Genomic DNA, 12,711 nt, shown 5'->3' with positions numbered 1-12,711 from the left:
TGGGGAGCTCCCAGCCGGGCTAAACCCCCGCCCCCACGTCCTCCCGCAGCGGCCAAGTCCCGTCCACCACAGCGGACGCGTCCCCCTTCCTGCGCAGGAACTGCTGGAAGTCGGCCGCCCACTCCGCGTACCACTCCACCTGGCGGCGGTGCAGTTCGGCCACGCCGAGGTCGGCGACCTTGGTGTGGCGGGTGGCTATCGCGCAGGCGAGCCGGGCCGCGGCGAGGGCGTCGGACGACGCGTCGTGGGCCGACTCCAGGACCACGCCGTACTCGGTGCAGACCGCTTCGAGGTTGCGCTTGCCGCGGCGATACCGGTCGACGGAGCGGTCGATGGTGTACGGATCGACGACGGGGGCGGGCTCCGCGCCGCCGAGGCGCTCGCGCAGGGACGGAAGGCCGTGCCGGCGCAGCTCGGCGGAGAGCAGGCTCAGGTCGAACGCGGCGTTGTACGCCACGACCGGCACGCCCGACTGCCAGTACGACACCAGGACGCCGGCCAGGGCGTCGGCGACCTCCGCGGCGGGCCTGCCCTCGGCGGCGGCCCGCTCGTTCGTGATGCCGTGCACGGCCACCGCGTCCTCGGGGATCGGGACCCCCGGATCCGCGAGCCACTCGCGGCGGCCCAGCTCCTGCCCGGCCCTGACCTCGATCACCGCCCCGGTGACGATGCGTGCCGCGCGTGGATCCGTGCCGGTCGTCTCCAGGTCGAAGCCGATCAGCAGCTCCCGGTGCCAGCCCATGGCCGCCCCCTTCGTCGTGGTGCTTTCCCCCAGTGACCACCACGATCCCATGCGCCACTGACAATCAGGTGGCCGGATTCCGCTTGTGGCCGACGGGCGGGTCCCCGCCCGTCCGGGGCCCGCGTCACGACACCGGCCGCGAGTCCGCCCACGCCGTCTCGAACTCCTCCCGGTATGTCGCGAAGAGCCCGTGTTCGCCGTGGTCGCCCGCTTTCACCACTCGGCCGCCGCCGCGCAGCACGAGCACGGGCGCCTCCATGCCGCGTGTCCGGCGCAGATAGGACTGGACGACCGCGATGCCGTCCGGCCCGTCCCCGTCGACCAGATAGGCCGTGAAGCGCGGCGTCTCGTCGAAGACCTGGATCTCGAAGGCCCCGGGGTCGCGCAGCCGGGACCGCACCCGCCGCATGTGCAGGATGTTCGTCTCGACGGCCCGGCTCAGCTCGCCCCGCTTCAGGCCCAGTTCGCGCTCGCGCCGCTTGACGGAGCTGCTGGCGGGGTTCAGGAACAGCAGCCGCACCCGGCAGCCGGACTCGGCGAGGCGCACCAGGCGGCGCCCGGAGAAGTTCTGGACCAGCAGGTTCAGCCCTGTTCCGATGGCGTCGACGCGGCGGGCCTCGCCGAACAGGTCCTCGGCGGGGAACTGGCGGAGCAGCCGCACCCGGTCGGCGTGCACGCCGACCACGTCGGCGTACCGGTCGCCGACCAGTTCCTCGACGGCGTCGACGGGCAGCCGCCGCGCGGAGGGGGCGTCGGAGCCCGCGCCGAGGATCTCCAGGAGCCGGGCCGAGGCGCGTTCGGCCTGGGCCAGGACCGTCGGGGACAGGGCGCGGTTGCGGGAGACCACATTGCGGGTGACCTCCAGCTCGTCCAGGGCGAGTTCCACCTCGCGCCGGTCGTCCAGATAGGGCTCGAAGCAGGGCCAGTGCTGGACCACCAGCTCCCGCAGCTGCGGCAGGGTGAGGAAGCTCAGCACGTTGTCGTCCGCGGGGTCCAGCAGATAGCCCTTGCGGCGGCTCACCTCGCGGACGGCGACGGCCCGCTGCACCCATTCCTGCCCGGCGGGTCCGGCCGCGGCGACGACCCAGTCGTCGGCGTGGACGGGTTCGTAGACGGGACGCAGAACAGCGGCCACGACCGCGCGCAGCCGCTGTTCCACCAGGTTCAGCCAGATGTAGGCCCGCCCGGCCCGCTGGGCGCGCGTACGCACCTCGCGCCAGGCGTCGGGCCCCCAGTCCAGTTCCGGGCCGATCTGGGATGCCATGTCCACCGGCCGTGCCAAGGACACGGCCGACGGCGGGACATTGGCGGAGCCCTCCTCGTGACCCTCGTCACCAGGGGGCAGTTCCCGCCCACCCGAGCTCACCCACGCACCGCCTTCCGCTCCCCCGGACTCTCCCCCGGTCAACGATCAAGGAAGGGTACTCCGGGAGCGCCGGGCGGTGCAGCCGGATGGACAGGGTCGTATCTCAACTGCCGTTCGGCGGACGTCCGTTCTGTCCGGCCAGATCACCGGGAGTGAGCGGGCTCATGGCGGTCACGTCGCGCGGTGCCAGCGAGAAGCCCTGCCAGTGGACCGGCATGGGCTGCTGGTCCTCGTCCCGCGCGATGTGGTGGTAGCCGATGTTGACCCACGAGATCGGGTGCTTCAGGGTCTCGCCGTTCGACCACTGGTCGACGCTCTTGGGGTAGCCGTCGGGGCAGCCGATGTTGTGGCTCGCGTACTGCTCGCACTTCTTGTACTGGGTGAAGTACACGTCGTGCTTCGTGTACGGCCGACCGGCGTGCTTCTGGCTGGCGCCGGGCACGATCTCGTAGCTGCGCGGGTGGCCGTCCTTGTTCTTGCCCGCGGTGCTGACCACGCGCCACCAGCGCATGTCCTTGCGGTCGCCCATGAGTTCCTTGGTGACGGGCGTGCGGGTGGTCTTGGTCGTGGGGCTGCCGCCGCCGGTGCCGGGCGGGGTGACCTTGGAGTCGTACTGCTCGACCTTCGCCTTGGGCGAGCCGTCGAGGCCGAAGTTGAGCCGCCAGAAGACGTTGTGCGAGTGGCTCTCGGCCTTGGCCTGGTCGCCCTTGCCGATGGGCCAGCCGCGGTTGTCGCCGCCGTCGAAGTCGTACGGCGACAGGCTGCCGGTCGCGCCCACGTTGGACGTGATGGTGCCGTCGGACGAGAACCGCCACTCAGTGATGTACTCGTACCAGGACGCCTTGTTGACGGTGTAGACGAGCAGGTCCTTGCCCTGGGCGGTGTAGACCTTGCCGTTGCCCGAGGTGCTCTCGTCGTTGTTCAGGCGGTACGCGTGTCCCCGCGCGCGGGTGGTGACGCACAGGCCCGGGACGTTCCCCCGGTCCGGGACCTTCACGGTCTTGATGGTGCCGCCGGGACATTCGCTGGTCTTCAGCTGCTGGAGGTACCTGCCGATCTCGACGCCGGTGATGTCGTCGAACTCGGCCTGGCCGTCGTCGTAGGGCACGTGGATCTGGGCCAGGCGTGCCGTGGTGAGCACCGGGATGGGCTTGGCCTCGCCCTTGGGCTGGTAGCTGACCTTGTCGAGGATGAGCCCGGAGTACGTGTTGTAGTGCCAGCACATGCGCCAGGTCGTACCGCCGTCGACGGTCTGTTCGATCTTGTAGGCGGCGCTGCAGTCGGCGGGGGCGGCGGGGGCCTTCGGGGCGGCCTTGGGCGCCGCCCCCGCGGGGCCGGCGGCGGCTATTCCCGCGCACAGGAGCGCGGTCACCGCGAGGGCCGCACCGACCCGTGCGCGGGCGCGCGAAAGTCTGTTGCCGTGCGAGACGTGCATAGGGAAGTGACTCCTTCAGGAGGAGAGGAACGTGTGGAAGTGCCCTGCTCGGACGGTCAGCCGACGCGGCCGACGCGGCGGGCGCTGAGGTCGACGGCGAAGGCCCGGGTGTCGATCCACGGTCCGTTCTTGACCTTCGCGACGACCTGTACGCAGCGGTGGGCACCGCACTCCTTCAGGTCGGACGGCACGTGCTTGCGCGTCTCCCCGCGGAAGATGAAGCCGCTCAGGTCCAGGTCGCCGGGGCCCGTCAGTGCCTTGCCCGTGGCCTTCTTGTAGTCCTCTTTCAGGCCCTTGCCGTGCTCGTCGGCGATCAGCAGTCGCGCGGCCTCGGAGAGCTCTTCCTTGTTGGCCGGGGGCTGCACGTTCCGGGAGCTGGTCGTGGACTCGACCTTGCCGGACTCCAGGTTCACCGTCTTGGTGATGACGGTGTCCTTCTCGTAGTCGTAGTAGATGATGTCCGCGCGGCGGGCCTCGTCGGCCGCGGACTCGTCGCCCTCGTTCTCGCCGAGGTTGGTGGAGAGCCGCTGCGGTCCGCGGTCGCCCTCGACGTCCCGCGCGCTGGAGCGCAGGCTCCCGGTGCTGTTCAGGGCGATCTTCTCGGCCCGCTCGGTCTCCGCGTCGGTCAGCGGGTCGCTGCCGATTCCCTCGGCGCCCTCGGCGGGCGCGTCCTCGACCGTGCCGTTGGGCGCGACCGCGTCCTGGCGCGTCGATCCCGCGGCCGTGCTGCGCTCCGGACCCTCGGCCCCCGCCCGGTCCGGCAACGTGACGGCGACCATCGTGGCGGTGGCGGCCACGGCGAGCGCCCCGCCCGCCATGACCTTGCCCAGATGGCGTCTGACTAGTGTGCGCACATCCTCCCCCTATCTCCCCGTACCGGCCCTATTTATGGGCATGTCGAGTATGTGGTCAGACCGTTAGACGGTCTCAACTCCCCTGCGGTTGCCCCACTTTCGAGCAGACTCTGGGCCAACTCCAGCCATGACCGGGGGGCGATCGTGGAAGAGTCATAGGCATGCAGGTCTGGCCTGGGCAGGCGTACCCCCTCGGCGCCGCGTACGACGGCGCCGGCACGAATTTCGCGGTCTTCTCCGAGGCCGCCGACCGATTGGAGCTGTGTCTGCTGCACGACGACGGCTCGGAGACCGCCGTCGAACTGCGCGAGTCCGACGCGTTCGTGCGCCATGCCTATCTGCCCGGTGTGATGCCGGGCCAGCGGTACGGCTTCCGCGCGCACGGCCCGTACGATCCCGCGCGCGGGCTGCGGCTCAACTCGGCGAAGCTGCTCCTCGACCCGTACGCGCACGCGGTGAGCGGCGCGGTGGGCTGGGGCGAGGAGGTGTACGGCTACCACTTCGGGTCCCCCGACAGGCGCAACGACCTGGACTCGGCGCCGCACATGATGACGTCCGTGGTGGTCAACCCGTACTTCGACTGGGGCGACGACCGCCCGCCGCGCACTCCGTACAACGAGACCGTCCTCTACGAGGCCCACGTCAAGGGCCTGACGATGCTGCACCCGGAGCTGCCCGACGAGCTGCGGGGCACCTACGCGGCGCTCGCGCACCCGGCGGTCATCGAGCATCTGACCCAGCTGGGCGTCACGGCCCTGGAGCTGATGCCGGTCCACCAGTTCGTGAACGACCACCGGCTCGTCGACATGGGCCTGAACAATTACTGGGGCTACAACACCATCGGCTTCTTCGCGCCCCACAACGCCTACGCCTCGTGGGGCGACCGGGGCGAGCAGGTCCTGGAGTTCAAGTCGGCGGTGCGGGCGCTGCACGCGGCCGGCATCGAGGTGATCCTGGACGTGGTCTACAACCACACGGCGGAGGGCAACCACCTGGGCCCGACGCTGTCCTTCCGGGGCCTGGACAACGCCTCGTACTACCGCCTCACCGACAATCCGCGCTACTACATGGACACCACGGGGACCGGCAATTCGCTCCTGATGCGCAATCCGCACGTCCTCCAGCTGATCATGGACTCGCTGCGGCACTGGGTCACCGAGATGCACGTGGACGGCTTCCGCTTCGACCTCGCGGCGACGCTCGCGCGGCAGTTCCACGAGGTGGACCGGCTCTCGTCGTTCTTCGACCTGGTGCAGCAGGACCCGGTGGTCAGCCAGGTGAAGCTGATCGCCGAGCCGTGGGACGTCGGCGAGGGCGGCTATCAGGTGGGCAACTTCCCGCCGCTGTGGACGGAGTGGAACGGCAAGTACCGCGACACGGTGCGGGACCTGTGGCGCGGTGAGCCGCGCACGCTCGCGGAGTTCGCGTCCCGGCTCACCGGCTCCTCCGACCTCTACCAGGGCGACGGGCGGCGGCCGCTCGCGTCGATCAACTTCGTCACCTGTCACGACGGCTTCACGCTGCACGACCTGGTCGCGTACAACGACAAGCACAACGACGCCAACGGCGAGGACAACCAGGACGGCGAGAGCCACAACCGCTCCTGGAACTGCGGCGTCGAGGGCGAGACCGACGACCCGGACGTGCTCGCGCTGCGCGCCCGGCAGATCCGCAACTTCCTGGCCACCCTGATGCTCTCCCAGGGCGTGCCGATGCTCAGCCACGGCGACGAGTTCGCGCGCACCCAAGGAGGCAACAACAACGCCTACTGCCAGGACAACGAGGTCGCCTGGGTGCGCTGGCCCGACGGCGAGACCACACTGCTCGCGTTCACGCGCGCGATGGCGTGGCTGCGCCGGGACCACCCGGTGTTCCGCAGGCGCCGGTTCTTCCACGGCCGCCCGGTCGAGGGCACCCACGACGAGCTGTCGGACATCTCCTGGTTCACGCCCGAGGGCGAGGAGATGACGCAGGAGGACTGGGACGCGGCGCAGGCGCGGGCGCTGACGGTGTTCCTCAACGGCAACGCGATCTCCGAGCCCGGGGAGCGCGGCGAGCGCATCACCGACGACTCGTTCCTGCTGATGTTCAACGCCTCCGCCGAGCCCCTGGAGTTCGTGGTGCCGGTCAATCAGGGGGCCCGGTGGCAGGTGGTGGTGGACACCGCGCGGGAGGACGGGGTGCCTCCGGGGACGGGGGCGAAGGTGCGGGCGGGCGAGCGGCTCACCCTCGTCGACCGGAGCCTGACGGTGTTGCAGCGTCCGGCGTGAGGGCGTCGTCCGGGGCGCGGGTGAGGGTGTCGTCCAGGGTGCGGGTGAGGGTGTCGCCCGGGGCACGGGTGGCCTCGGGCGCCCCGCCCTCGTATGTCCCCGGGCGGGCGATCAGCGCCACGGCGAAGGCCACCGCCGCGGCCGCGCTGCCGAGGGCGAACGCGGCGGCCGCCCCGTGCGTCTCGGCGAGGCGTCCTGCCACGGCGAGCGTGACGGCCTGGCCGCCCACGAACGCGCTCGCCGCGAAGGTCATGCCCTCGGCGAGCCGGGCCTGCGGGACGGCGCGTTCGGTGAGGGCGAAGCCGGTGATGAGGTTCGGGGCGTAGACGGCGCCGAAGACGGTCACGACGGCGTACAGGGCCGCCATGCTGTGCGTCCACACCAGCGGCAGGGAGAGCAGCGCGGCGGCGGCCGTGGCGGCGCGCCAGCGGGCGTTCAGCCCGAACCGGTCCGGCAGCGCGGCCATCGCGAGACCGGCGACGGCGCTCATGACACCCATCGCGGCGTACACCAGGCCCGCCTCGCCCTCGGCCCCCAGCTCCTCGGTGAGCGACGTGATCCCGGCCCCGCAGGCGCCGAGCAGCACCCCGAGGAGGACCAGGCCCGTGCGGACGACGTACACCTCGCGCGGCAGGCGCTCACCGGAGCGACGCGCGCGCGGGACGGCCGCCCCGTCCGGCCGTGCCGCCCGCGCGGTCGGGTGCAGCGCGAAGGCCGTCCCGCAGACCGCGACCAGGAGGGCCGCGACGGCGAACGCGTACGCCGGATGGCCCGCGAGGGCGGCGAGGCCCACGAGGGCGGGGCCGAGCACGAAGGACAGCTCGTCCATCGTGGACTCCAGGGACAGCGCGGTGCCGACGAGACGGCCGTCGGCGCCCCGGCGCCGGGCCAGCCGCACCACGGGGCCAGCCGCACCACGCGGGCGCGGGCGAGCGGGCCGATGCCGGGCACGCTGGCGCCCGCCAGGGCGCCCAGGAGGAGCAGCGCGGGGGTGGGCAGGTCCAGGAGCGCGCCGAGCGTGTACGCGGCGACGCAGAGGGCGTTGAGCGCGGCGAAGGCGAGGACCACGGGCCGCTGGCCGCGCCGGTCCGCGAGCCGGCCGACGAAGGGGCCCGCGGTCACCTGGCCGAGCGCCAGCGCGCACGCCACGGCACCGCCGGTGGCGATCGACCCGCTGGTCCTGCTCACCAGGAGCACGCTGCCGAACTGGATCACCGCGACGGGCAGCCGCCCCAGGAACGACACCACCGGCAGGGCCGTTCCGGTGAGCGCGACCACCTGCCGGTACGCGTCCAGGGTGGCCCGCGCGCCGGTGTTCCGTTCCTTGTCAGCCATCGTTGGACGCTAGCGGCGGGCCCGCCGGGACACGCATGCGTCGATGACACGAAAGGCGGCCGGGCGGGTACGTACTTTCGCATGACGCCACAGCGCCCCGCCCCCGTGCGCCCCGCCCCCGTGGTTCCGCCGCCGCCCACCGCCACCTACCGGCTCCAGCTCCAGCCGGACTTCCCGTTCGCGGCCGCCGAGCGCGCCGTGCCGTACCTCGCGTCGCTCGGTGTCTCGCACCTGCACCTGTCGCCCGTCCTGGAGGCGGTGCCCGGATCGACGCACGGGTACGACGTCGTGGACCACGCGCGCGTGCGCGCGGAGCTGGGCGGCGAGGACGGGCTGCGGGCGCTCGCGGACACGGCGCGCGCGGCCGGGCTCGGCCTGATCGTGGACATCGTGCCGAACCACATGGCCGCGGCGCCGCGCCACAACCGGGCCCTGTGGGAGGTCCTCCGCGAGGGACCGCACTCCTCCTGTGCGCGCTGGTTCGACATCGACTGGGAGGCGGGCGGCGGCAAGGTGCTCCTGCCGGTGCTCGGGGGCCGGCTCGGCGGTGAGCTGGCGCGGCTGCGGGTCGAGGACGGCGCGCTGCGCTACCACGACCACGTGTTCCCGCTGCGCGAAGGCACCGAGGAGCTGCCGCTGCCGCGGCTGCTGGACGCCCAGTGGTACCGCCTGGCCTGGTGGCGCCTCGCCCGCACCGAGATCAACTACCGGCGTTTTTTCACCATTTCGGACCTCATCGCCGTACGCGTCGAGGACCCGGAGGTGTTCGACGCGACGCACGCCACGGTGCTGCGGCTGCTCGACGAAGGGGTGGTGGAGGGCCTGCGCGTCGACCATCCCGACGGTCTCGCCGACCCCGGGGCGTACCTCCAGCGGCTGCACGAGGCGACGGGCGGGCGCTGGACGGCCGTCGAGAAGATCCTGGCCGACGGCGAGCGGCTGCCCGCGGCCTGGCCGGTGGCGGGCACCACCGGCTACGACGCGCTGCGGCACGTCGACGGGGTGCTCAACGACGAGGCGGGCGCCGACGACCTCCTGGCGCAGTTCCGCAGGTTCGCGGCCCCGCCCGCCGACCGCGGCGGCGACTGGGCGGCGACGCTGCGCCGCGCCGCGTACAAGGTGGTCACGCACGAGCTGGCGGCCGAGGTGGACCGGCTGACGCGCGAGGCGGACGCGCTCTGCGCGGCGGACCCGGCGCTGCGCGACCACGCGCCGTGGGCGCTGCGGACGGCGCTGCGGGAGCTGCTCGTGCGCCTTGAGGTCTACCGTCCGTACGCCGCCGGGGGCGCCGATCCCGAGACGGTTCTGACGGCCGGGGCCGCCGAGGAGGCGAAGGCGGCGTTCACGGTCGGCGCGGAGGCCGAGGCGGTGGACACCGTGCGGGACCTGCTGCTCGGCAGGCCGCCGGGCGACGGGGCGCGGGCGGCGTTCCGGGCCCGGTTCGCGCAGACGGCCGCCGCGCTGCGCGCCAAGTCGGTGGAGGACACGGCGTTCTACCGGCACGCGCCGCTCCTGTCGGCGGCGGAGGTGGGCGGTTCGCCCGGCAGGCCCGCCGTGGACGTGGCGGAGTTCCACGCGTACTGCGCGCGCGTGCAGCGCGACTGGCCCTACACGGGGACCGTCCTGACGACGCACGACACCAAGCGCAGCGCCGACGTGCGGGCGGGCATCGGGGTGCTCTCGCAGGCGCCCGCGCGGTGGGCGGGGCTGCTCGCCGAGGTGACCCGGCAGACCGCGCTGGCGGGCGGCCGGCGGGCGCCCGATCCGCAGCTGGAGTGGGCGGCCTGGCAGACGGCGGTGGGACTCGCGCCGGCCGCGCTGTCCGCGCGGGCGGCCGAAGAGGCGGGGCCGTACGCGCAGCGGCTCCAGGACGCGCTGTTGAAGCACGTCCGGGAGGCCGGTCTGCACACGAGCTGGACGGAGCGCGACGCGGCGTACGAGGCGGCGGTGACGGCGTTCCTCCAGGCCGGGCCGTGCGGTGCGCCGCTGCACACGGTGACCGAGTTCGCCGCGGAACTCGCGCCGCACGTCCGGGCGAACGTGCTCGGCGGCGCGCTGCTGCATCTGACGATGCCCGGGGTGCCCGACCTGTACCAGGGCACGGAAGGCGAGTACCGCGCGCTGGTCGACCCGGACAACCGGCACCCGGTCTCCTTCGACCCAAAGGCCCTTGAGGGCCTTGCCGGGCGCCGCGGCTCCTGGGATCTCTCCGACGAGAAGCTGGCCGTGACGACGGCGGCGCTGGGGCTGCGGGCGCGGCGGCCGGAGCTCTTCGGCGGCGCGGGCACGTACGAGCCGCTGACGGCCACGGGGCCCGGGGCCGGGCACTGCCTGGCCTACGTCCGCTCGGGCAGCGTGGTGGTGGCCGTGACGCGGCTTTCGCTGCGCCTCGCGGACGCGGGCGGCTGGGCGGACACCGGCCTCGCGCTGCCCGACGGCACCTGGACCGATCTGCTCGCCCCGGGGCGGAAGTTCAGCCGGCACGCGCGCGTGGCGGAGCTGTTCGCGGAGCTGCCAGTGGTGCTCCTGGAGCGGGTCTGAGACGACCGGGTGGAAGGGGCGGGCGGGGGCCGGCGCGGTGGACCTGTGGGTTCCTTGCGCGGGCCCTGGGGAGCTCGGGTCCGGAGTGCTTGACACCTGAACCGTCGCGTGGCGTACTGCGGATGGCGCCGGCGGTGGACCGGGCGGGGGTGAGTCAACTGGTGGAGAACCGCTATCCCACTGTTCCCGAGCTCTTTCTGACGGCCCGGGAGCTGGCGGCCCACCGTCCCGAGCTGAGCACTCTGCGCCGCGTCGGCACCTCCCGCGCGGGACGGCCCCTGCACCTGCTGTCCGTCGGCCGCTCCCCGCACGCGGTGCTCGTGGTCGCGGGCGCCCACGCCAACGAGCCCACCGGCGGCTCCACCCTCCTCGCGCTCGCCGAGCGGGCCCTGCGCGACCCACGGCTGCGGCGCGACTCCTCCTGGCACTTCCTGCTGTGCGCGGACCCGGACGGCGCGAGCCTGCACCGAACCCCGGCGCCGCGCACCCTGCTCGACTACCACCGGCACTTCTTCCGCCCGGCGGGCCCGGAGCAGCCCGAGTGGTCGCCCTCGGTGCTGCCGCCGGACCGGCTGCCGCCCGAGACCCGTGCCCTGACCGGCGTCATCGACGAACTGCGGCCCTACTTGCAGGTGTCGCTGCACTGCACCGACCTGGGCGGCAGCTGGGTGCAGCTCACCCGGGACATCCCGGGGCTCGCCGAGCCGTTCGCCGAGTCGGCGGCGCGCCACGGCATTCCGGTGGAGACGGGCGCCTCGGACGCCGCCGGGTGGCCGGTCTCGGGGCCTGGCGTGCATGTGCTGCCGGGGCCGGGCTCGGCGGCGGCCTACCCGAGCCTGCCGGAGGACGCCCGGCACACGACGTGGCACCACGCGCACCGCTACGGCGGCACGACGGCCATCGTGGAGGTGCCGATGTGGGCGAGCGACACGGTGGGCGACGCCGCGGCGCATCCCGCGCCGAGGACGGCGATGCGGGCGTTCGCAGCACGGCTGCGGCACGACGCGCGGCTGGTGCAGGACGTGCTGGAGGACGCGCTGCCCAGGCTGCCGCACCCGCCCGGGCCGCTGTTGCGGGCCGCCAAGTGGGCGCTCGACCTGGTGCCGGGCCTTGCCGACGACTGGAGGCGGCTGCCGCCCGCGGGCACGTCGATGGCGTACATCGGGAGCGTGGACGCCTTCGGCCGGCGGCTGCCGCTGCGGGCGGCGGCGATGCTGCTGCGCGTGCTCGACGACGCGGACGACCGGGGGGCGCCGCGCCTCGACCGCCTGGTGACGCACTGGAGCGAGACGTTCGCCGAACGGTTCGAGGCGCGCTGGGTGCCGCTGGAGCACCAGGTGGAGCACCAGGCCGGCACGACGGTGGCGGCGGCCCGGCAGGCGCGCGGGGCGCTCGGCCGAGCCGCTCCCGGCGGGGGCTGAGCCTCCCTCAGTCGGCCGCCAGGCAGAACGCCACCTGGCCGAACGCGACTTGGTCGCCGGCCTGGACCACGGCCGCGCCGATCACCCTGCGGCCGTTCACCGACGTGCCGTTGGTCGAGCCGAGGTCGCGCAGCACCCACATGCCGCCCTGCAGGCTCAGCTCGGCGTGCACGCGCGAGACGGTGTCGTGGCTGAGCCGCAGGCCGTTCGCCGGGTCCCGGCCGATGCGCAGCGGATAGGTGCCGGGCGCCGGGAGCAGCAGCTTCGGCAGCCGCTCGGACTGCCAGGCCCTGCGCAGCTTCACCGTGAACCCGGAGACCGCGCCGACCGTGCCGAGCACCATCCGTGACCACCGGCCCTCCGTGCGCAGGTCCGCGGTGAGCGCCGCCAGTTCGTCCCGCCGCCGGGCCGCGAGGGCCAGCTCCATGCGGCGTACGAACGTGTCGTGCGAGAGTCGGCCGAGCGCCGCGCCCTCTCTGAGCACGTCCAGGGCCCGCTCGCGCTCGGCATCGGTGAGCCGTGCCGCGTGCGTGTCGAACTCGGAGGACGGCGAAGGAGGCGAGGTCACGCCCACGATTGTCGGCCAGGTCGGGCCGGGTGTCCAGAAAGTGCCGAGTTCACTCCGGACGCAGCCACAGGGTGGCCAGCGGCGGCAGGGTCAGGCGGAGGCGGTCGGGGCCGTCCTGGGCGGCGTCCGGTTCGGGCTTCAGCGGGCCGGGGTTGCGGACGTCACCGCCGCCGTAGCGG

The 12,711-nt window shown here is 73.3% G+C and carries 10 protein-coding genes and 1 pseudogene; 4 read left to right on the top strand and 7 right to left on the bottom strand.

Annotated features, from left to right (window positions below; all coding sequences use genetic code 11):
• Nucleotides 1-19 precede the first annotated feature (19 nt).
• From STRAU_RS27040 to STRAU_RS27025, 4 genes are all read right to left on the bottom strand, one after another.
• Entirely contained in the window at nt 20-742 is a 723-nt protein-coding gene (locus STRAU_RS27040; protein ID WP_037662178.1) for a 3'-5' exonuclease, read from the bottom strand.
• A 124-nt stretch (nt 743-866) separates the two neighbouring features.
• Nucleotides 867-2,108, bottom strand: coding sequence for an SAV2148 family HEPN domain-containing protein (locus STRAU_RS27035; RefSeq protein ID WP_037662177.1), 1,242 nt, complete (start codon nt 2,106-2,108; stop codon nt 867-869).
• A gap of 103 nt (nt 2,109-2,211) precedes the next feature.
• Entirely contained in the window at nt 2,212-3,543 is a 1,332-nt protein-coding gene (locus STRAU_RS27030) for a copper amine oxidase (protein ID WP_016643576.1), read from the bottom strand.
• Nucleotides 3,544-3,599: 56 nt separating this feature from the next.
• On the bottom strand, nt 3,600-4,397 hold the full coding sequence (locus STRAU_RS27025) for a Tat pathway signal sequence domain protein (RefSeq protein WP_106968056.1): 798 nt from the start codon (nt 4,395-4,397) through the stop codon (nt 3,600-3,602).
• Between the two features lie 161 nt (nt 4,398-4,558).
• Between STRAU_RS27025 and glgX the strand changes: the two genes are divergently transcribed.
• Entirely contained in the window at nt 4,559-6,667 is a 2,109-nt protein-coding gene (gene glgX, locus STRAU_RS27020) for a glycogen debranching protein GlgX (protein ID WP_016643574.1), read from the top strand.
• On the opposite strand, the gene STRAU_RS39640 is transcribed toward glgX, so the two are convergent.
• On the bottom strand, nt 6,621-7,568 hold the full coding sequence (locus tag STRAU_RS39640) for an MFS transporter (RefSeq protein ID WP_016643573.1): 948 nt from the start codon (nt 7,566-7,568) through the stop codon (nt 6,621-6,623). The two genes, glgX and STRAU_RS39640, sit on opposite strands and share 47 nt — an antisense overlap.
• A 90-nt stretch (nt 7,569-7,658) precedes the next feature.
• Here STRAU_RS39640 and STRAU_RS44485 point away from each other — a divergent pair, with 90 nt between their 5' ends.
• The 3 genes from STRAU_RS44485 to STRAU_RS27005 all read left to right on the top strand — a co-directional run bounded on the left by STRAU_RS44485 (nt 7,659) and on the right by STRAU_RS27005 (nt 11,964).
• Entirely contained in the window at nt 7,659-8,015 is a 357-nt protein-coding gene (locus STRAU_RS44485) for a hypothetical protein (protein WP_063890378.1), read from the top strand.
• 68 nt (nt 8,016-8,083) lie between these two features.
• On the top strand, nt 8,084-10,543 hold the full coding sequence (gene treY / locus STRAU_RS27010; RefSeq protein ID WP_037662174.1) for a malto-oligosyltrehalose synthase: 2,460 nt from the start codon (nt 8,084-8,086) through the stop codon (nt 10,541-10,543).
• Nucleotides 10,544-10,665: 122 nt separating this feature from the next.
• Nucleotides 10,666-11,964: a M14 family zinc carboxypeptidase gene (locus STRAU_RS27005; protein WP_016643570.1), complete on the top strand. Its 1,299-nt coding sequence runs from the start codon at nt 10,666-10,668 to the stop codon at nt 11,962-11,964.
• A gap of 7 nt (nt 11,965-11,971) precedes the next feature.
• On the opposite strand, the gene STRAU_RS27000 is transcribed toward STRAU_RS27005, so the two are convergent.
• Both STRAU_RS27000 and STRAU_RS44755 read right to left on the bottom strand, forming a co-directional pair.
• Nucleotides 11,972-12,538 (bottom strand): DUF1707 and FHA domain-containing protein, encoded by a 567-nt coding sequence (locus STRAU_RS27000; protein ID WP_016643569.1) that lies wholly within the window; start codon nt 12,536-12,538, stop codon nt 11,972-11,974.
• A 43-nt stretch (nt 12,539-12,581) separates the two neighbouring features.
• Nucleotides 12,582-12,711 (bottom strand): annotated as a pseudogene (locus STRAU_RS44755) (1,4-alpha-glucan branching enzyme); the annotation flags it as partial.

The sequence above is a fragment of the Streptomyces aurantiacus JA 4570 genome (genome assembly GCF_000414115.1).
Lineage (GTDB): Bacteria > Actinomycetota > Actinomycetes > Streptomycetales > Streptomycetaceae > Streptomyces > Streptomyces aurantiacus_A.
Note: the sequence above shows the minus strand (reverse complement) of the source record. Positions and strands in the feature narration are given on the sequence as shown.